The sequence below is a fragment of the Cellulomonas pakistanensis genome (genome assembly GCF_016862755.1).
GTDB classification, from domain to species: domain Bacteria; phylum Actinomycetota; class Actinomycetes; order Actinomycetales; family Cellulomonadaceae; genus Cellulomonas; species Cellulomonas pakistanensis.
In genome coordinates, this window is the sequence record NZ_BONO01000021.1 from 1 (window position 1) to 19,098 (window position 19,098).

General features: G+C 74.9%; 16 protein-coding genes. 6 read left to right on the forward strand and 10 right to left on the reverse strand.

Going from position 1 to position 19,098, the window contains the following annotated elements; translation table 11 throughout:
• Positions 1–1,252, reverse strand: a 1,252-nt coding sequence (locus Cpa01nite_RS13380; protein WP_239068772.1) for an NAD(P)-binding domain-containing protein, incomplete at its 3' end; no start/stop codon positions are given.
• 189 nt (positions 1,253–1,441) lie between these two features.
• Here Cpa01nite_RS13380 and mshD point away from each other — a divergent pair.
• The 3 genes from mshD (at position 1,442) to Cpa01nite_RS13395 (ending at position 6,010) form a co-directional block, all read left to right on the forward strand.
• A complete protein-coding gene (gene mshD, locus Cpa01nite_RS13385) occupies positions 1,442–2,368 on the forward strand; it encodes a mycothiol synthase (RefSeq protein ID WP_203669257.1) in 927 nt (308 codons plus the stop codon).
• A 439-nt stretch (positions 2,369–2,807) separates the two neighbouring features.
• On the forward strand, positions 2,808–5,030 hold the full coding sequence (locus tag Cpa01nite_RS13390; RefSeq protein ID WP_203669322.1) for an RNA degradosome polyphosphate kinase: 2,223 nt from the start codon (positions 2,808–2,810) through the stop codon (positions 5,028–5,030).
• Positions 5,027–6,010 carry an NUDIX hydrolase gene (locus Cpa01nite_RS13395; protein ID WP_203669258.1) on the forward strand — a complete coding sequence of 328 codons (984 nt, stop codon included), beginning with the start codon at positions 5,027–5,029 and terminating at the stop codon, positions 6,008–6,010. Before Cpa01nite_RS13390 ends, Cpa01nite_RS13395 begins: the two co-directional genes overlap by 4 nt.
• 76 nt (positions 6,011–6,086) lie before the next feature.
• Here the strand turns inward: Cpa01nite_RS13395 and Cpa01nite_RS13400 are convergent, their stop codons facing one another.
• The 3 genes from Cpa01nite_RS13400 to Cpa01nite_RS13410 form a co-directional block, all read right to left on the reverse strand.
• Entirely contained in the window at positions 6,087–7,091 is a 1,005-nt protein-coding gene (locus Cpa01nite_RS13400) for an inorganic phosphate transporter (RefSeq protein WP_203669259.1), read from the reverse strand.
• 6 nt (positions 7,092–7,097) lie between these two features.
• Positions 7,098–7,718 (reverse strand): DUF47 domain-containing protein, encoded by a 621-nt coding sequence (locus Cpa01nite_RS13405; protein ID WP_203669260.1) that lies wholly within the window; start codon positions 7,716–7,718, stop codon positions 7,098–7,100.
• A gap of 353 nt (positions 7,719–8,071) precedes the next feature.
• Positions 8,072–8,677 (reverse strand): hypothetical protein, encoded by a 606-nt coding sequence (locus tag Cpa01nite_RS13410; protein ID WP_203669323.1) that lies wholly within the window; start codon positions 8,675–8,677, stop codon positions 8,072–8,074.
• Between the two features lie 267 nt (positions 8,678–8,944).
• On the opposite strand from Cpa01nite_RS13410, the gene Cpa01nite_RS13415 reads away from it, so the two are divergent.
• Together Cpa01nite_RS13415 and Cpa01nite_RS13420 are read left to right on the forward strand one after the other, a co-directional pair.
• Positions 8,945–10,402, forward strand: coding sequence for a sugar porter family MFS transporter (locus Cpa01nite_RS13415; protein ID WP_203669261.1), 1,458 nt, complete (start codon positions 8,945–8,947; stop codon positions 10,400–10,402).
• A 147-nt stretch (positions 10,403–10,549) separates the two neighbouring features.
• Positions 10,550–11,308, forward strand: a complete 759-nt coding sequence (locus tag Cpa01nite_RS13420) for an ABC transporter ATP-binding protein (RefSeq protein WP_203669262.1) — start codon at positions 10,550–10,552, stop codon at positions 11,306–11,308.
• 101 nt (positions 11,309–11,409) lie between these two features.
• Here the strand turns inward: Cpa01nite_RS13420 and Cpa01nite_RS13425 are convergent, their stop codons facing one another.
• The 3 genes from Cpa01nite_RS13425 to Cpa01nite_RS13435 form a co-directional block, all read right to left on the reverse strand.
• Positions 11,410–12,447 (reverse strand): LacI family DNA-binding transcriptional regulator, encoded by a 1,038-nt coding sequence (locus tag Cpa01nite_RS13425; RefSeq protein ID WP_203669263.1) that lies wholly within the window; start codon positions 12,445–12,447, stop codon positions 11,410–11,412.
• A 214-nt stretch (positions 12,448–12,661) separates the two neighbouring features.
• A complete protein-coding gene (locus tag Cpa01nite_RS13430; RefSeq protein ID WP_203669264.1) occupies positions 12,662–15,244 on the reverse strand; it encodes an ATP-dependent Clp protease ATP-binding subunit in 2,583 nt (860 codons plus the stop codon).
• A 218-nt stretch (positions 15,245–15,462) separates the two neighbouring features.
• Positions 15,463–16,272: an SCO4651 family lipoprotein gene (locus tag Cpa01nite_RS13435; RefSeq protein ID WP_203669265.1), complete on the reverse strand. Its 810-nt coding sequence runs from the start codon at positions 16,270–16,272 to the stop codon at positions 15,463–15,465.
• 212 nt (positions 16,273–16,484) lie between these two features.
• Between Cpa01nite_RS13435 and Cpa01nite_RS13440 the strand changes: the two genes are divergently transcribed.
• Complete coding sequence (locus tag Cpa01nite_RS13440) at positions 16,485–17,354, forward strand: Cof-type HAD-IIB family hydrolase (protein ID WP_239068773.1); 870 nt, start codon at positions 16,485–16,487, stop codon at positions 17,352–17,354.
• A gap of 19 nt (positions 17,355–17,373) precedes the next feature.
• On the opposite strand, the gene Cpa01nite_RS13445 is transcribed toward Cpa01nite_RS13440, so the two are convergent.
• The 3 genes from Cpa01nite_RS13445 to Cpa01nite_RS13455 form a co-directional block, all read right to left on the reverse strand.
• Entirely contained in the window at positions 17,374–17,844 is a 471-nt protein-coding gene (locus Cpa01nite_RS13445) for an acyl-CoA thioesterase (RefSeq protein WP_239068774.1), read from the reverse strand.
• A gap of 27 nt (positions 17,845–17,871) precedes the next feature.
• A complete protein-coding gene (locus tag Cpa01nite_RS13450) occupies positions 17,872–18,351 on the reverse strand; it encodes a VOC family protein (protein ID WP_308439385.1) in 480 nt (159 codons plus the stop codon).
• A gap of 69 nt (positions 18,352–18,420) precedes the next feature.
• Positions 18,421–19,041: a TetR/AcrR family transcriptional regulator gene (locus Cpa01nite_RS13455; RefSeq protein WP_203669266.1), complete on the reverse strand. Its 621-nt coding sequence runs from the start codon at positions 19,039–19,041 to the stop codon at positions 18,421–18,423.
• Positions 19,042–19,098: the final 57 nt, after the last annotated feature.

Genomic DNA, 19,098 nt, shown 5'->3' on the forward strand with positions numbered 1-19,098 from the left:
CCCCGAGGTAGCGGCGGACCTGCCGGACGGCGGCGCGCCCGGCGCGGTTCGCGCCCACGGTGCTCGCGCTGGGCCCGTACCCCACGAGCTGCACCCGCGGGTCCGCGACCACGCGGGTGCCGTCCATGACGATCCCGCCGCCCGAGCCGCGCAGCCCGAGGGGCCGCAGGTGGTCGAGCGCCGCGCGGAACCCGGTCGCCCACAGCACGGCGTCGGCCTCGACGTGCGCGGGCCCGGCGACCCAGCCGTCGGCGAGCGGGCCGCGGGCGGCGGCCTCCTCCCACTCCGCGCCGTCCGGCACCAGCCGGGCGAACACCGGCCGCGCCACCAGCACGCCGCGCGCGATGCCGTCGCGGTACGCGTCGGTCAGCGGCAGCCCCGTGGCGGCGACGATGCTCTGCGGCGGCAGGCCCGCCCGCGTGCGTGCGTCGACCCGGGCCACCGCCTCGCGACCGAGCTCGGGGTTGAACTCCGCGTCACGCCAGTCCGGCGGCCGCCGGGTCACCCAGGTCGTCGTCGCCGCGACCGGGTGGATCGCGAGCAGGTGCTGCACGGCGGAGATCCCACCGCCGACCACCAGCACGCGCCGGCCCGCGAACTCCTCCGGCGACCGGTAGTCGTGGGTGTGCCGCTGCAGTCCGGCGAACGACGCCGCGCCCGGGTACGCGGGCCAGAACGGCCGGGTCCAGGTGCCCGTCGCGTTCACCAGCGCGCGGGCGTGCCACGTGCGGGTCACGCGACGCCGCCCGGACGCGGCCTCCGCGCGGCACGCGCCCGCGCCCCCGCCCAGCCCGTCGTCCGGGTCGGGCGCCGGGACCGGCACGGCCTCCGTCTCCTCGGTCTCGACGGCGAGCAGGCCGCGGCGTCCGCTCGCGTCCCGCACCCGCCGGACCTCCACGGGCCGGCGCACGGCGAGGCCGAGGTCCCGCTCGTAGGCGCCGAAGTACCGGGTCAGGGCGCGGCTGGCGGGCTCGTCGGCGTCGAAGGTCGGCAGCGGCCGGCCGGGCAGCTCGTAGACGCCGTTGACGGTGCGCATCGTCAGGCCGGGCCAGCGCTCGCGCCAGGCGCCGCCGGGGCCGGCCGCGGCGTCGAGGACCACGTACGTCGGGCTCCCGCCGGCGGCGCGGCGCCCGCGCGCTGCCGAGGCCGGCACGAACCCGGACCGGGCCAGGTGCGCCGCCACGGCGAGACCGGCCTGCCCGGCACCCACGACCACGACGTCCGCGGAGGCGGCGGCGGGGGGCGGGGTCACGTCGGGCACTCCACGTCCAACGCGGCGCCCCCGCGGGACGTTCCCCGGACCGGGCGGCGCGCGGGGTCGCCTGCGCGCGAGGTCGCCTGCGCGCGAGGTCGTCGGTTGCGCGCGAGGTCGCCGGTTGCGCACGGGGCCCCGGCGCGGAACCGACGACCTCGGCCGCGCGCGGCGTGGTGGGATGGGACCGTGCCCGACCTGACGACCCCGGACCCGACCCCCCGGACCGTGACCGGACCGCTGCCCGCGGCCACCGCCGCCGCGGTCCGCGACCTCGCCACCGCCGCGGCCGCCCACGACGGCGTCCCGCCGCTGTCCGAGCAGCCGCTGCTCTGGCTCACCGGCGGCGGCCCGGACGTCGTGCACCTCCTGGTCTCCGACCCCGGCGCCGGGGCGCTCGCCGGCTACGCGCAGGTCGACCTCCGCGACCCGGCGCGCGCGACCGCCGAGGTGGTCGTGGCCCCCGCCGCGCGTCGCCGCGGCACCGGCACCGCCCTGCTCGCCGCGGCGCTCGGGGCGGCCCGCGACCGGGGCGGCGACGCCGTGGACGTGTGGGCGCACGGGGACGTGGCGCCGGCCCGCGCCCTCGCGGCGGCCCGCGGGCTGCCCGTCGTGCGGGAGCTCTGGCAGATGGCGCTCGACCCGCTGACGGCCCCGGACCCCGGAGCCGCCCCGCTGCCCGACGGCGTGACGGTGCGCGCCTTCGAGCCGGGCCGGGACGAGGACGCGTGGGTCGCGGTCAACGCGCGGGCGTTCGCGCAGCACCCCGAGCAGGGCCGGCTGACCCGTGCGGACCTGGAGGCCCGCAAGGCGGAGCCGTGGTTCGACCCGGCGGGCTTCCTGCTCGCCGAGGAGGCCGGCGCGCTGCTCGGCTTCGGCTGGACCAAGGTCGCCGAGCCGGGCGAGGGAGAGATCTACGCGCTCGGCGTCGACCCCGCGGCGCAGGGCCGACGGCTCGGCCCGGCGCTCACGGCGCGCATGCTGGCGCACCTGGCCGCGCGCGGCGTCCCGCGCGTCGTCCTCTACACCGAGGGCGACAACGCCCCGGCGGTCCGCGTCTACCGGGCCGCGGGCTTCGACCGCTCGGCGCTGGACATGGTCTACCGGCTGTCCTGACCCGCGGGGGTGCACGAGACACCCCACCGGTGCCCGCAGTGCGGGCACCCTCGGCGTGTCCCGTGCACCCTCGCGGCGGCCCGCGTCGGCCTTCGGTCACCCGCCGGACACCTCCTGGTGCCACCATGTGGGGATGACCGACGCCACCCCCTCCGACGGCACGCCCCGGAAGCCGCGCCGCGGCCCGTCCGCCGCGACCTCGGCCTCCGGCCGCACGAGCACCGCCCGCGCGCCGCGGTCCACGAGCGGCCGGTCGACCGGCAGGAGCACCGGGTCCCGGTCCCGCGCCGCGGCGCCCGCCGCCCCGGACGCCGGCACCCCCGCCACCACCGACGACGGCCAGCCCACCACCGCGCCGACTCCCGTCACCACCGCGGCGGCGCCCCGTCCCCGGCCGCTCGCGCCCGAGCTCGCGGCGCACATCGCCGAGCACATCGAGATGCCGGCCGACCGCCGCACGCCGCCGGTGGAGCGGCCGGTCGAGGCCGCCGCCCCGGCGCTGCCGGCCGACCGGTTCCTCGACCGGGAGGTCAGCTGGCTCGCGTTCAACGAGCGGGTGCTGCAGCTCGCCGAGGACGAGACCCAGCCGCTGCTCGAGCGGGTCCGGTACCTGGCGATCTTCGCGTCCAACCTGGACGAGTTCTTCATGGTCCGCGTCGCCGGCCTCAAGCGGCGCATCGCGACCGGCCTCGCCGTGACCGCCGCGTCGGGCCTGAGCCCGCGCCAGGTGCTGGAGGCGATCGGGGTCCGCGCCCACGAGCTCGCCGCCCGGCACGCGCAGGTGTTCGCCGAGCAGGTGCAGCCCGAGCTCGCGGCGCAGGGCATCACGCTCGTGCGCTGGGAGCAGCTGGGCGAGGCCGAGCAGGACCGGCTCCGCAAGTACTTCCGCAAGCAGATCTTCCCGGTGCTGACCCCGCTGGCGGTCGACCCCGCGCACCCGTTCCCGTACATCTCGGGCCTGTCGCTCAACCTCGCCGTCGTCGTCGTGAACCCGTCGACCGGCAAGGAGCACTTCGCCCGGGTCAAGGTGCCGCCGCTGCTCCCCCGGTACATCGCGGTGGACTGGCGGGGCCGGCCCACCGACGCGTCCGGCCCGGCCTCGGACCGCGGCCCGATGTCGTTCGTGCCCGTCGAGGACGTCATCGCCCAGCACCTCGACCAGCTGTTCCCCGGCATGGAGGTCAGCGAGCACCACACGTTCCGCGTCACCCGCAACGAGGACGTGGAGGTCGAGGAGGACGACGCCGAGAACCTCCTGCAGGCGATGGAGAAGGAGCTGCTGCGCCGGAAGTTCGGCCCGCCGGTCCGGCTCGAGATCGCCGACTCGATCAGCCCGCGCATCCGGTCGCTGCTCGTCCGGGAGCTCGGCGTCGCCGAGGATGAGGTGTACGAGCTGCCCGCGCCGCTGGACCACACCGGCCTCAACCTCATCGCCGACCTGGACCGCGCGGACCTGCAGTACCCGCGGTTCGTGCCGACGACGCACCGGTTCCTGGCCGAGGTGGAGAGCGCCAACCCGACCGACGTGTTCGCCGCGATCCGCGCGCGGGACATCCTGCTGCACCACCCGTACGACTCGTTCTCGACGTCGGTGCAGACGTTCCTGGAGCAGGCGGCCGCGGACCCGAAGGTCCTGGCGATCAAGCAGACCCTGTACCGGACGTCCGGGGACTCCCCGATCGTCGACGCGCTCATCGACGCGGCCGAGGCGGGCAAGCAGGTGCTCGCGCTGGTCGAGATCAAGGCGCGGTTCGACGAGCAGGCGAACATCGAGTGGGCCCGCAAGCTCGAGCAGGCCGGCGTGCACGTCGTCTACGGCATCGTCGGCCTCAAGACGCACGCGAAGCTGTCGCTGGTCGTCCGCCAGGAGTCGGACGGCCTGCGCCGGTACTGCCACGTCGGCACCGGCAACTACAACCCGAAGACCGCCCGGATCTACACCGACCTGGGCCTGCTGACCTGCGACCCGGACGTCGGCCAGGACCTCACCCGGCTGTTCAACCAGCTGTCCGGCTACGCGCCGAAGTCGCGGTTCCACCGGCTGCTGGTCGCGCCCCGCTCGGTGCGCTCGGGGCTGATCGAGCGGATCGACCGCGAGGCGCAGGCCGCCCGCGACGGCCGCCCGGCGTGGATCAAGATCAAGGTCAACTCGATGGTCGACGAGGAGACGATCGACGCCCTGTACCGCGCGTCGCAGGCGGGCGTGCCCGTCGACCTGTGCGTGCGGGGCATCTGCGCGATGCGCCCCGGCGTGCCGGGGCTGTCCGAGACGGTCCGCGTCCGGTCCATCCTCGGCCGGTTCCTCGAGCACGCGCGGGTGTTCGCGTTCGCCGCGGACGCGGGCGTGACCCCGGAGGTCGCGGACGTCGGCCGCGAGGGCGGCGAGCGGCTCCCCGGTCCCGAGGTGTACATCGGGTCGGCCGACCTGATGCACCGCAACCTCGACCGCCGCGTCGAGGCCCTGGTCCGGCTGTCCGACCCGGACCAGGTGGCCGAGCTGGTGAACCTGATGGACGAGTCGATGGCCGACACCACGTCGTCCTGGCACCTCGGCGCCGACGGCGTGTGGACCCGGCACGCGCAGGGCGACGACGGGCCGCTGCGCGACCTGCAGTCGACGCTGATCTACCGCCAGCGCCGCCGCCTGGGCTCCGGCCGGTGAGCGCCGGCCCCTCCGCGCTCGTCCGGGCGGCGGGTGCCCTGGTCTGGCGCGTCCGCCAGGGGCGGCTGCAGGTCGTCCTGGTGCACCGCCCGCGGTACAAGGACTGGTCCTGGCCGAAGGGCAAGCTCGAGCCCGGCGAGCACCCGGCGACGGCCGCGGTCCGCGAGGTCGAGGAGGAGACCGGCCTCGACGTCGTGCTGGGCCGGCCGCTGCCCGGGCTGGAGTACGACCTGGCGGACGGACGGCGCAAGCGCGTGCACTACTGGGCCGCGCAGGTCGCCGGGCGCCCGGACCGCCCCGCCGTGCACGCCCGGCCGCCCGCGCAGCACGCGTCGAAGGACGAGATCGACGCGGTGCGCTGGGCCGACGCGGACGTCGCGCGCAAGCGGCTCACCCGCGCGGACGACCGCACCCCCCTGGACGCCCTGGTCGAGGCGTACGAGAAGGGCCGGCTGGACACCCGCGCCGTGCTGGTCGTGCGGCACGGGCGCGCCAAGAGCCGGTCGTCGTGGGGCCGCGAGGAGGGCACCCGCCCGCTCACGGAGGTCGGGCGACGCCAGGCGGCCGCGCTCGTGCCGGTGCTGTCGGCCTACGGCGTCGCGGAGGTCGTGACGAGCCCGTGGCTGCGCTGCGGCGCCACGGTCGAGCCCTACGCCTCCGCCGCCGGCCTGCCGCTCGACCGGCGGGAGCCGCTCACGGAGGCGCAGCACGAGGAGTCGCCCGAGAAGACCGCCGACGTCGTCGCCGGCGTGCTGCGGGCCGGCGCGGACGTCGCCCTGTGCACGCACCGGCCGGTGCTGCCGACGGTGCTGGCGGCGGTCGGCGCGCACGCCCGCGCCGCCGTGCGCGACCGGCTGCCCGCCGAGAACCCGTACCTGCGGCCGGGGCAGGTGCTGGTCTGCCACGTCGCGCGCACCGGCGCCGTCCCGGACGAGGTGCGGGTCGAGGACGTCGAGGTGCACACGCCGCTCGGCAGCTGAGCCGGCCCCGACGCGACGACGGCCGCGGCGCCCGGGAGGGTGCCGTGGCCGTCGTGCGGCGCGTCCGGGTGCCGGGTCAGCCGAGGAACGGGCTCAGCACCAGGTACACCAGCGCGGCGACGCCGGCCGCGGCCGGGATGGTGAGCACCCACGCGATGCCGATGTTCTTGGCGACGCCCCAGCGGACCGCCGACAGCCGCTTGGTCGCGCCGACGCCCATGATCGCCGAGGTGATCGTGTGCGTGGTCGACACCGGCGCGTGCAGCGCGAACGCGTTGACGTACAGCACGACGGCGGACACCGACTCGGCGACGAACCCGCGGGCGGGGTCCAGCTCGATGATCTTGCGGCCCAGCGTGCGCATGATGCGCCAGCCGCCCGAGTACGTGCCGAGCGAGATCGCGGCCGCGGCCGACAGCTTGACCCACAGCGGGATGCCGGCGTCGGGGTCGGCCCAGCCGACCGTCAGCAGCGCCATGAAGATCACGCCCATGGTCTTCTGCGCGTCCTGCAGGCCGTGGCCCAGCGCCATCGCGGCCGCCGAGACGGTCTGCGCGAGCCGGAACCGGCGGGTGGTCCGCGACGGCGACGCGTTCCGGACGAGCCACAGCAGGCCGACCATGACGAAGAACGCCAGGAAGAACCCGACCAGCGGGGAGAAGATCATCGGCAGGACGACCTTGTCGACGATCGCGGAGCCGTAGATCGCGAGGCCGCCCGCGAGGCCGGCGCCCACCAGGCCGCCGATCAGCGCGTGCGTCGAGGAGGACGGCAGGCCGAACCACCACGTGATGAGGTTCCACACGATCGCGCCGACCAGCGCGCACAGCACGACGACCAGCGCCTGGTGCGGCGACGCGTCGCCGAGGTCGACGATCGAGGTCGCGATGGTCTCCGCGACCTCCGTGCCCAGCAGCGCGCCGGTGAAGTTCATGACCGCGGCCATGAGCAGTGCGGCCCGCGGCGTCAGCGCGCGCGTCGACACCGAGGTGGCGATGGCGTTGGCCGCGTCGTGGAAGCCGTTGGTGTAGTCGAAGCCGAGCGCCAGGGCGACGACGACCACGACGAGCGCGAGTTCCACCGGGGCTCAGGACTCCTTGAGCGCGATGGTCTCGACCATGTTCGCGACCTTCTCGAACGCGTCGGCGGCGTCCTCGAGCTTCTCGACGACCTCCTTGAGCTTCATGAGGAGGATCGGGTCGGTGATCTCGTCGAACATCTGCGCGAGCAGCTTGCGGTGCGACTTGTCGGCCTGGTTCTCGAGCCGGTTCACCTCGACCCAGTACTCCGCGAGGTTCTCCATCGAGCGCAGCCGCGGCATCGCCTCGGCGGTCAGCTCGGCCGAGCGCTGCAGGACCTGCACCTGGTCGGCGACCCGCGCGGGCAGCTCGTCGATCTTGTACAGGACGATGAGGTCGGCGGCCTCCTCCATGAAGTCCATGCAGTCGTCCAGCGCGGACGCCAGGCCGTAGATGTCGTCCCGGTCGAACGGGGTCACGAACGTCTGGTTCAGCCGCCGCATGATCTGGTGGGTCGCCTCGTCGGCGAGGTGCTCGGCGTCGCTCATCTGCTTCGCGAGCGCCTTGCGGGTCGGCCGGTCGGCGCCCAGCAGCTCCGCGAGGAGGTTGGCTCCGGTGACCAGGTGCGCCGCCGACGCGGCCAGGAGGTCGAAGAACGAGGTGTCGCGCGGGGTGAGGCGCAGGCGCACGAGAGGCTCCGCAGGAGAGGGGCGTGGTCGAGCACAGGCTAGGGCAGCCGCGGGGTGAACTCACAACCCCGCCGGTGAACCGGGGGTGAACCGCAGGTGTCCCCGGCCTGACGCACGGCCGCCCGGCGCGGGCGTGGGACCGAGGTCACACGCCTGCGGCCGGGCGGAGGAGGTTCGAGGACGCCGGACCGGGAAGCGCCTCTCGGCGCGAGGCCGCTCGGAGCGGCTTGAGATGGAGCCCGGGGCTACCGCGGCCCGGCGTCGGGTTCGAGTTTACGCGCCTGCGCGCGCCACGTCCTGGGCGCGGACGCGTGAGCATGTTCACGGCCCCGGCGGGAACACGGCCCCGCCGGCTACTCCAGGGAGCCGGACCGCCACAGGTGCGCCGCCTGCTCCAGCTCCTCGGCGGTCCGGACCAGCGAGCCCGCGCTGCGCGTGAGCCGCAGCGACGCGTCGTCGCCGGTCAGGTCGAGGTGGTCGGCGTCGAAGGCGGCGCCGGTGGCGAGGACCCGGCAGAACGCCGCGCCGCGCTCCAGCGTCACGGCGAGGTCGCCGGTCCACACGCCCGACAGCACCGCGTCCAGCAGCTCGCGCAGCTCCTCCGGCCCGGGCGGGCTGACCACGCCGACGACGACGTGGTGCACCGGCGCGGCGTCGAGGCCGAGGCGGTACCGGTCGGCGAGCGTCCGCGGGTCCCGACGCACCCACTCGCGCAGCACGTACAGCCGCCACAGGGTGCCCGGCAGCGTCGTCGCCGGGCTGTCCGACCACAGCGCGGCCACCACGTCGAGGCCCTCGGTCTCCACCAGCCGGACCAGCCGCTCGACCAGCGCCGGGTCCTCCTCGCCCTCGGACCGGCCGCGGTGCACGATCGCGGCCGCGGTGGTGTGCGCCACCTGCGAGCGGAGGGCGGGGTCCATGTCGCCGGGCAGCTGGTCGGCGTCGCGGGGGTCCAGCATCGCGGGGCGGCGGAACCGGGGGCGGGAGGGTCCGGAGTCGGTCACCCGACGATTCTGCGCCGGATCGTGACGTGCGTCGCGTGCGCCCGCCTCGGTGCGCGCCGGGCCCGCGGCCGGGGTTAGGCTCCCCGCCGCACCTTCGTGACCCGGTCCTCCGGGTGCGCGAAGTGCCGCGCGGGTGAAAGGTGAGTACGCCTCGACCGGCGCCCGACGACGTGCTCCGGCCCTGGTGTCCCCGCAGGACGAGCGGAACGAGGGAGAGACGTCATGGCCGAGAGCAGTGCCCGACCCGCGACGGGGAAGCACCCGTCGCACAACAAGGCGATCGGGCTGGCCGTCGCCGCCGCGGTCGGCGGCTTCCTGTTCGGGTTCGACTCGTCCGTGATCAACGGCGCCGTCGACGCGATCGAGGGCCAGTTCTCCCTCGCGCCCACGGTGACCGGCCTCGTGGTGGCCGTCGCCCTGCTCGGCTGCGCCGTCGGCGCCTGGGCGGGCGGCAAGCTCGCGGACCGCTGGGGCCGCACCCGGGTCATGGTGCTCGGGTCGGTGCTGTTCTTCGTGTCGTCGATCCTGTCGGCGATCGCGTTCAGCGCGTGGGACCTGGTCATCTGGCGCGTGATGGCCGGCGTCGGCATCGGCATCGCCTCGGTGATCGCCCCGGCGTACATCGCCGAGATCGCCCCCGCCGCCCTGCGCGGCCGCCTCGGCTCGCTGCAGCAGCTCGCCATCACCCTCGGCATCTTCGCCGCCCTGCTCTCCGACCAGCTGCTGGCGGAGGCCGCGGGCGGCGCCGCCGAGGAGCTGTGGCTCGGCTGGGAGGCCTGGCGCTGGATGTTCCTGGTCGCCGTGGTGCCCGCCGCGGTCTACGGCGTCCTCGCCCTGCGGATCCCCGAGTCGCCGCGCTACCTGGTCGCCCAGGGTCGCCGCGACGAGGCCGTCACGGTCCTGCAGGGCGTGCTCGGCGCGGACGAGGACCCGCGCGAGCGCGTCGCCCAGATCGAGAAGACGATCGAGAAGGACAAGGCGCTCGAGGCGCAGGCCACCCTCCGCGGCCCGCGGTTCGGCCTGCTGCCAGTCGTCTGGGTCGGCATCCTGCTGTCCGTCTTCCAGCAGTTCGTCGGCATCAACGTGATCTTCTACTACTCGACGACGCTCTGGCAGGCCGTCGGCTTCGACGAGAGCCAGTCGTTCCTGGTCTCGACCATCACCGCGGTCACCAACGTGGCGGTCACGTTCATCGCCATCGCCCTCATCGACAAGGTCGGCCGCCGCCCGATCCTGCTCACCGGCTCCGCGGGCATGACGATCTCGCTCGCGATCATGGCGATCGCGTTCACGCAGGCGTCCGGCTCGGGCGAGGACGTGTCGCTGCCGTCGCCGTGGGGCCCGGTCGCCCTCGTCGCCGCCAACGCGTTCGTCGTGTTCTTCGGCGCCTCGTGGGGCCCGCTGGTGTGGGTGCTGCTCGGCGAGATGTTCCCGAACCGGATCCGCGCCGCCGCGCTCGGCGTCGCCGCGGCGGCGCAGTGGATCGCGAACTTCGTCATCACCGTGTCGTTCCCGCCGATGCTCGACCAGTTCGGCGCGACCGGCCCGTACCTCATGTACGCGGTGTTCGCGGGCCTGTCGTTCTTCTTCGTCCTCACGAAGGTGCCCGAGACCAAGGGCGTCGAGCTCGAGGACATGGAGGACCTGCCCCCGGCGCGCCGCCGCGAGGCCCGCGCCTGACCCGCGCGTTTGCCACCGGCCGAGCCCCTCGCGGAAACTTCGCGGGGGGCTCGGCCGTTCTCCCGGTCGAGGTCATCGCTCGAAGGGACACGCTGTGGGTACGCCGCACGACCACGCCGACCGGACCGACGCCCGGGAGGTGACCCGGTGAGCGCGCTCGCGGCGCACGACGTCTGGGCCGGCTACGGCGGCGCGGCGGTGCTCCAGGGCGCGAGCCTGTCCGTCGGCCCCGGCGAGCGGGTCGGCGTGATCGGGCGCTCGGGCGCCGGGAAGTCGACGCTGGTGCAGGTCCTGCTCGGCCGGCACAAGCCGACCCAGGGGCGCGCCACCTACGGCGCCCGCCCGGTCACCAAGATGTCCCGCAAGGAGACCAAGGCGTTCCGCTCGGTCGTCCGCGCCGTGCACCAGGAGGGCCTGGTCGGCGTCGACAGCCGCACCTCGGTCGCCAAGGTCCTCGAGTCCACGCTGAACGACTCCCGCAAGGCGGGGCGCGCGACCGGCCTGCAGCCCGAGGACGTGCTGGCCCGCGTCGGCCTGGAGCCCCGGTTCCTCGGCCGGACGCTGCACTCGCTGTCCGGCGGCGAGAAGCAGCGCCTCGCGCTCGCCGACGCCCTGGCGACCCGGCCGGAGGTCCTCGTCCTCGACGAGCCCGCCACCGCCCTCGACCCGGCGCTCCGCGAGGCGGTCGCCGACCAGGTGGCCGAGCTCGCCGCGACCGGCGTGGGCCTGCTGGTGGTGTCGCACGACCTGCGGCTCGTCGACCGGCTCGCGGACACCGTGCACGTCCTCGGAGAGGGCCGCGTCGTGGAGACGGGGACGATGCGCACGCTGCTCACCGACCCGCAGCACGACGAGACCCGCGAGCTCGCGGAGGCGTACCCGGAGGCCGTCGGCGCCTTCCGCTGACGCCGCGGGCCCCGCGCCCGGGCGTACCGCGCGCCGAGTGTCCAGAACCCGGGGGACGAACCAGCTCAGAACGGGCAGGTTCCTGGACACTCGGCGCGGCGTCAGCGGCCGGGAGGCCCCGGGGTCGAGGCGCCCAGGACGACCTCGCCGGCCAGCGGGACCAGCTCCGGCTCGGCGGCGGCCGGCCGCAGCGCCAGCCGGGTCGCCTCCGCGCCGATCCGCGCCAGGGGCAGCCGCACGGTGGTCAGCCCGGGGACGACGTCCTGGAGCGCCTCGATGCCGTCGAACCCGGCGACCCCGAGGTCCTCGCCGACCCGCACGCCCGCGGCCCGCGCGGCGGCGAGCGCGCCCGCGGCCATGACGTCCGTGACCGCGAACACGGCCTCGACCTCGCCGGCGGCGCCCGTCTCGAGCAGCCGGGACATCGCCGCGTGCCCGCCGTCCCGGGTGGGCGCCGCGTCGAGCAGCAGGTCGTCCGGCACGGCGCAGCCCAGCCCGGCCAGGGCGTCCACGAACCCGCCCCGTCGGTCGGCGAGCGCCGTGTGCCCGCCGGCCCCGCCGAGCACCGCGAACCGCCGGTAGCCCAGGCCGCGCAGCGCCCGGGCCAGGTCGGCCGCGCCCTCGCGGTTCGCGAGCACGACGCTGTTCGAGCCCAGCCCGTCCTCCCCCACGACGGACACGGCGCCGCCGACCCCGCGGAACGAGTCGAGCGCCGCGCGCACGGCACCGTCCGACTCGGTGTCACCGGACGCCCCGCCGGCCAGGATCACGGCGCGCGCCCGCTGGCGCTCCAGCTGGGTGACGATCTCGACCTCGCGCCCCGGCCGGCGCCCGGTCGACGCCAGGGTGAGCATGAGGCCGGCCTCGTCGGCGGCCGCGGCGACGCCGGCGGCGATCGCGGCGAAGTACGGGTCGGCGATGTCGTGCACGACCAGGCCGAGCGACGTGGTCCGGCCGCGGGCCATCGCCTGGGCGATGCCGTCCGGCGAGTAGCGGAGCCGCGCGGCCGCGGCGTGCACGCGTCGGCGCAGGTCCTCGCCGACCGTCCGGTTCGCGGAGCCGTTGAGCGCGCGGGACGCCGTGGCGAGGGAGACGCCGGCCTCGCGGGCCACGTCGCTGAGCGTCACCTGTCCGGGCATGCGTTCCACGGTAGGCGCATTCCCCGCGGTCGCCCCGGGGGCCCTGGGTGCAACCACCCAGGTCAGAGGCCTGCGAGCGGGTGAACGCGAGGGCCACCCCCGCAGCCCCGGTCACCCGCTCCAGGCCCCCGCGTGCCGGGTCCACGGCTGGACGCACGAAGGGCCGGGTCGCGCCCCGTGGGGGTGCGACCCGGCCCTGCCGTGGGTCGGTGCGTCAGGCGGGCAGGAGGCCCGTGCCGCCGTCACCGGACGACGCGATCGGCGGCGCCGGCGGGACGTCCGTTCCGGAGCCCGGGGTCCCGGCGGTGCGGGCACCCGCGCCGACCGGCTCCTTCGAGCGCGGCCCCCGGTCCTCGCCGCGGAACACGAACTCGCCGAGCAGGCCCTCGCCGTGGGCGTCCACGACGATCTGCTGGCCGGCGTGCAGCTCCCCGAACAGGATCTTCTCGGACAGCGCGTCCTCGATCTCCCGCTGGATCGCGCGGCGCAGCGGCCGGGCGCCCAGGACCGGGTCGTAGCCCTTCTCCGAGAGCAGCTTCTTGGCCGCCTCGGTGAGCTCGATGCCCATGTCCTTGTCGCGCAGGCGGGCGTCGAGCTTGGCGATCATCAGGTCGACGATCGCGAAGATCTCCGGCTGCGAGAGCTGCGGGAACACGACCACGTCGTCGACGCGGTTGAGGAACTCCGGACGGAAGTGCGTCTTGAGCTCGTCGTTGACCTTGGACTTCATGCGCTCGTACGACGTCGACAGGTCGCCGCCGGCCTGGAAGCCGGTCTGGACGCCCTTCGCGATGTCCCGGGTGCCGAGGTTCGTGGTCATGATGATCACGGTGTTCTTGAAGTCGACCACCCGGCCCTGCGAGTCGGTCAGGCGACCGTCCTCGAGGATCTGCAGCAGCGAGTTGAAGATGTCCGCGTGCGCCTTCTCGACCTCGTCGAACAGGACGACCGAGAACGGCTTCCGGCGCACCTTCTCGGTGAGCTGGCCGCCCTCGTCGTACCCGACGTAGCCGGGGGGCGAGCCGAACAGCCGCGAGACGGTGTGCTTCTCCGAGAACTCGGACATGTCGAGCTGGATCAGCGCGTCCTCGTCCCCGAACAGGAACTCGGCGAGCGCCTTGGCCAGCTCGGTCTTCCCGACGCCCGTGGGGCCGGCGAAGATGAACGAGCCACCCGGGCGCTTCGGGTCCTTGAGCCCGGCGCGCGTGCGGCGGATCGCCTGCGAGAGGGCCTTGATCGCCGACTCCTGGCCGACGACCCGCTTGTGCAGCTCGTCCTCCATGTGGAGCAGGCGGCTCGACTCCTCCTCGGTGAGCTTGAACACCGGGATCCCGGTGGCCAGCGCCAGCACCTCGGCGATGAGCTCCTCGTCGACCTCGGCGACCGCGTCCAGGTCGCCCGACTTCCAGGCCTTCTCCTTCTCCTGGCGCTTGAGGCCGAGCTGCTTCTCGGCGTCGCGCAGGCGCGCGGCCTTCTCGAAGTCCTGCTCGTCGATCGCCGACTCCTTGTCGCGGCGCGTCTCGGCGATCTGCTCGTCGAGCTCGCGCAGCTCCGGCGGGGCCGTCATGCGACGGATCCGCAGGCGGGCGCCGGCCTCGTCGACCAGGTCGATCGCCTTGTCCGGCAGGAACCGGTCGTTGACGTACCGGTCGGCCAGCGTCGCGGCGGCCACGAGGGCGCCGTCGGTGATCGACACGCGGTGGTGCGCCTCGTACCGGTCGCGCAGGCCCTTGAGGATCTCGATGGCGTGCGTGAGGTTCGGCTCCGAGACCTGGATGGGCTGGAAGCGGCGCTCGAGCGCCGGGTCCTTCTCCACGTACTTGCGGTACTCGTCCAGGGTCGTCGCGCCGACCGTCTGCAGCTCGCCGCGGGCCAGCATCGGCTTGAGGATGCTGGCGGCGTCGATCGCGCCCTCGGCGGCACCCGCACCCACCAGGGTGTGGATCTCGTCGATGAACAGGATGATGTCGCCGCGGGTGCGGATCTCCTTGAGGACCTTCTTCAGGCGCTCCTCGAAGTCACCGCGGTAGCGGGAGCCGGCGACCAGGGCACCGAGGTCCAGCGTGTAGAGCTGCTTGTCCTTCAGCGTCTCCGGCACGTCGCCCCGGACGATGTCCTGGGCCAGGCCCTCGACGACGGCGGTCTTGCCGACGCCGGGCTCGCCGATCAGCACCGGGTTGTTCTTGGTGCGGCGGGACAGCACCTGCATGACCCGCTCGATCTCCTTCTCGCGCCCGATGACCGGGTCGAGCTTGCCCTCGCGCGCGGCCTGCGTCAGGTTGCGGCCGAACTGGTCGAGGACGGCGGAGCCCGAGGGCTGGCCCTCCTGCGGGCCGCCGGCGGCCACGGGCTCCTTGCCCTGGTAGCCGGACAGCAGCTGGATGACCTGCTGGCGCACGCGGTTCAGGTCGGCGCCGAGCTTGCCGAGCACCTGGGCCGCGACGCCCTCGCCCTCGCGGATGAGGCCGAGCAGGATGTGCTCGGTCCCGATGTAGTTGTGGCCGAGCTGCAGCGCCTCGCGCAGCGACAGCTCCAGCACCTTCTTCGCACGCGGCGTGAACGGGATGTGCCCGCTCGGGGCCTGCTGGCCCTCGCCGATGATCTCCTGGACCTGGGCGCGCACCGCGTCGAGCGAGATGTTGAGCGACTCGAGCGCCTTGGCCGCGACACCCTCCCCCTCGTGGATGAGACCCAGGAGGATGTGCTCGGTGCCGATGTAGTTGTGGTTGAGCATCCGCGCCTCTTCCTGGGCGAGGACGACCACGCGACGGGCTCGGTCCGTGAATCTCTCGAACATGTGCACTCCTCACGAGCGGCGTGCTCGCCGGCGCGGTCGGGCTCTGCGGCCCGGTCTCCCACGCACGGCGAGGCGGCGTTGTTCGATGCTAACGGCGGGGGGTGGCTGGGGCGTCCCGTGTTCGCCCCTGGCGTGACGGGGCCGCTCCGGCGCCGGGGACGACGACGGGCCGGGCACGCCGCGGTGGCGTGCCCGGCCCGTGGTGGAGCGGGTCGGGCCTACAGGCCGAGGCTGCTCAGGTCGGTGATCTCCTCCGGCGCCGGCGCGACGATCTCGACGGGCTCGCCCCAGCCGCTGAACGTGATGTCCGTGCTGATGCCCAGCGACTCGCTGGTCACGCGGCGGATCAGGTCGTCCGCGTCGATCCAGTAGGTGTAGCTCAGCTCGGCGGGCAGCGACGCCCCGGCGCCGGCCAGCTCCTCCGGCAGGTTCTCGGCGGCGGCCGAGGAGTCGACCACGACGGTGTACGGCTGCGCGAGGACGCCGCCCACCTCCTCGGGCTCGCCGGCCTTCTCGAACTGCAGGACCGCCTCGGGCGACAGGCCCTGGGTCGGGTCGAACTGGCCCTCGAGCTCCGCGACCGACCCCGCCATCGGGTTGCTGGGGTCGTTCGGGTCGATCTCGAGGAACTTGCCCTGGGTCAGCTCGCCCATGGTCATGTAGACGACGCCGTCGACCATGCGCATCTCGACCGTGCCGGCCTCCGGCACCTCGAGCGTCATGCTCATCTCCTGGGCGCCCTCGGCGTAGCTGACCACGCCGCTGGCGGTCTGGCTCATGCCGGAGCCGGACTGGGTCATGTCCATCGTCAGCGTGCCGGCGGCCTGCGTGGCGTCCGTGACGCGCTGGATGAAGTCGTCCTTGGTCAGGTCGAACTCGGAGCTCTCGGCCGCCTCCTCGGCCGGCGCGGACGCCCCGGCCTCGGCGGCGGGCCGGTCCTTCGCCTCGCCGTCCGACGAGCAGGCGGACAGGCCGAGGACGGCGACCACCGTCAGGGACAGGGTGGCGATTCCGCGCGTGACGCGCATGGGGTGTCTCCTCGCTGGCTGGGGGCCGCCCGGCGACCGCGCGGGCAGGGCACCGCCCGACGTCGAGCCCCCCTGCGCGCGCCGGCCGCGCGGCGGCTCGGTGCCCCCCGACCGTATCGCCGGACGGCGGTTCCCGGGCATCCGCTGTGCGCCCTCCGAGCGGGGGGCGTCACCCGGACGGACCACCGCGCGGCGGCTGCGAGACTGGGTCGGTGACCGCGACGACCGCCACCGAGCCCGTGCTCGACCCGCCCGCCCTGCCCGACGTCGCCGACCTCCGCCTGGTCGTGTCGGACATGGACGGGTCGCTGCTGGACGAGCGCGGCCGCGTCCCGGGCACGTTCTGGCCGGTGCTCGACGAGCTGGAGCGGCGCGGCATCGCGTTCGCCCCGGCCAGCGGCCGGCAGTACGCGAACCTGCGCGAGCTGTTCGGCGCCCGCGGGGACGACCTCGTGTTCATCGCCGAGAACGGCTCCTACGTCGCGCAGCACGACGTGACCCTGTCGACCGACCCGCTGCCCGCCGGGGCGGTGCCGGACGTCGTCGCGCGGGTGCGCGAGCTGGCCGCGGCGGGCGCCGACGTCGGCCTGGTGCTGTGCGGGCAGCGCGCGGCGTACATCGAGCGGGTGGGCGACGCGTTCGCCGAGCACGCGGGCCGGCACTACGCGCGGCTCGAGGAGGTCGCGGACGTGACGGCGGTGGACGACGTGGTGCTCAAGGTCGCGGTCTTCGACTTCGGCTCCGTCGAGGAGGCCACGGCCCCGGCGTTCGCGGACCTCGCGGACCGGCTGCGCGTGGTCGTGTCCGGCCAGCACTGGATCGACGTGATGAGCCCCGACGCCGACAAGGGGCACGCGCTGCGCCGGGTGCAGGAGCGCCTCGGCGTCACGCCGGAGCAGACGATGGCGTTCGGCGACTACCTGAACGACGCCGGGCTGCTCGACGCCGCGCGGTGGTCGTGCGCGATGGACAACGCGCACCCGGACGTCCGCGCCCGGGCGCGGTACGTGGTGCCGGCGAACAGCCGGAACGGCGTGACGCGCACGCTCGCGGCGGCGCTCGGGATGACGCTGCCCGCGTGACCTCCGCGCGGCCGGGGCGTCACCAGCCGTGCAGGACCGGCGCCTCGCCCGGGTAGGTCTCGAACACCGCGCGCTCCTCGGGCGTGAACGGCCGCGGCTGGTGCGACCCGCGGTCGAGCTGCACCATCCGCGACCGGGCGCGCAGGTAGACCACCGGCTCGGCCCCACCCGCGCCCGCGACGTCGAGCACCTCGTAGCCGAAGTCGACCGACGACCGCCCGGTGCGCGGCACCCACACGTCGACGGCGATCGGCTCGGACCGGAAGGGCAGCGGCGCCAGGTACTCGATCTCGTGCTTGACGACGACGAGCAGCGAGTCTGTCGGCCGGCCCGCCGCGTCGACACCCATCGACGGGAACAGCGCGAACCGGGCGTCGTCGAGGAAGCGCAGGTAGGCGGCGTTGTTCACGTGCGCGAACAGGTCGACGTCCGACCACCGCACCTGCATCGTCACGCGACCGCGTCGGGCCGGGGCGGGGGTCTCGGTCACGCCCCCAGGGTAGGACGCGCGGCGGCCTCAGCCGTCCGCGGCGGCGCGGAGCCCCGCGACGTCGAGCTTCTGCATGCCGAGCATCGCCTGCATCGCGCGCTGCGCCCGGGCGGGGTCCGGGTCGCCGAGCAGCTCGTCGAGCACCCGCGGCACGATCTGCCACGACAGGCCGTACGGGTCCTTGAGCCAGCCGCACTGCGACGGCGCGCCCCCGCCCGCGATCAGGCCGTCCCACAGCCGGTCGACCTCGTCCTGGGTGTCGACCGAGACGTAGAACGAGAACGCCTCGGTGAACCGGAACTGCGGGCCGGCGTTCAGCGCCTCGACCGGCAGGCCGTCCAGCTCGAACGACACCGACATGACCTTCCCGGCCATGCCGCCGGGCGCGCCCTCGGGGTACGTGCGGGTCGCCGTCACGCGGGAGTTCGGGATCAGCGACGTGTACAGGGCGGCGGCCTGCTCGGCCTCGGAGTCGAACCACAGGAACGGGTGCACGCTGCTCAGCACGGGAGGCCTCCTCGTCTCGGGTGGCCCCAGTCTGCCGACCGGCCTCTCACCCGGTCCAGGGGCGGGCAGCTACGCCGGTTCGGCGAGCGCCGCGAGCGCCCGCGCCGCGAACCGCGCCGTCTCCCGCGCGGCCGCGGTGTCCCGGTCAGCCAGCCAGACGGTCGTCAGGCCCTCGGTCGTCATGACCAGGGCGCGCGCCACCTCGTCGAGCGGCACGGTCCACCGGCTGCGGGCCGCGAGGGCCGCGGTCGCCAGCGTCGCGCGCGCGGACTCCTGGTAGACGGCGTACTGCGCCACGAGCGCCGCGCGGTGCCCCGGGGTGCGCATCGCGTACACGGCGAGCTCGAACAGCACCTGCTCGCGCTCGGGCCGCGCGGCGAGCAGCTCGACGTACCGCTGCAGCCCCTCGCGGATGACGTCCTCGAGCCGCGGCGGCTCGGCGGCGCCGTCCACGGGCGCCGCGGCGACCGGGAGCAGCCCCGCCTCCGCGGCCCGGCGCTCCTGCGCGGTGACCTCGACGATGACGGCCTCGAGCAGGTGCTCCCGGGACGGGAACGCGTAGTGCAGGCTCGCGAGCGACATCCCCGCCTCCGCGACGACCGCGCGCGTGGTGGCCGCCGCGACCCCGTCCCGGGCGATCACCCGGACCGCCGCGTCGACGAGCTCGGCCCGCCTCCGCCCGACCGCCATCCGGGGCACGTCAGGCGACCCCGGTCACGACGGGGACCTGGCGGGCTGGCGCGCTGA

Bases quoted from the DNA above. Each gene is read 5' to 3' on its own strand.
- Cpa01nite_RS13430 (WP_203669264.1), bottom strand. From the start codon at position 15,244: ATGTTCGAGAGATTCACGGACCGAGCCCGTCGCGTGGTCGTCCTCGCC.
- Cpa01nite_RS13390 (WP_203669322.1), top strand. From the start codon at position 2,808: ATGCCGGCCGACCGCCGCACGCCGCCGGTGGAGCGGCCGGTCGAGGCC.
- Cpa01nite_RS13435 (WP_203669265.1), bottom strand. From the start codon at position 16,272: ATGCGCGTCACGCGCGGAATCGCCACCCTGTCCCTGACGGTGGTCGCC.
- Cpa01nite_RS13415 (WP_203669261.1), top strand. From the start codon at position 8,945: ATGGCCGAGAGCAGTGCCCGACCCGCGACGGGGAAGCACCCGTCGCAC.
- Cpa01nite_RS13410 (WP_203669323.1), bottom strand. From the start codon at position 8,677: ATGCTGGACCCCCGCGACGCCGACCAGCTGCCCGGCGACATGGACCCC.
- Cpa01nite_RS13425 (WP_203669263.1), bottom strand. From the start codon at position 12,447: ATGCCCGGACAGGTGACGCTCAGCGACGTGGCCCGCGAGGCCGGCGTC.
- Cpa01nite_RS13455 (WP_203669266.1), bottom strand. From the start codon at position 19,041: ATGGCGGTCGGGCGGAGGCGGGCCGAGCTCGTCGACGCGGCGGTCCGG.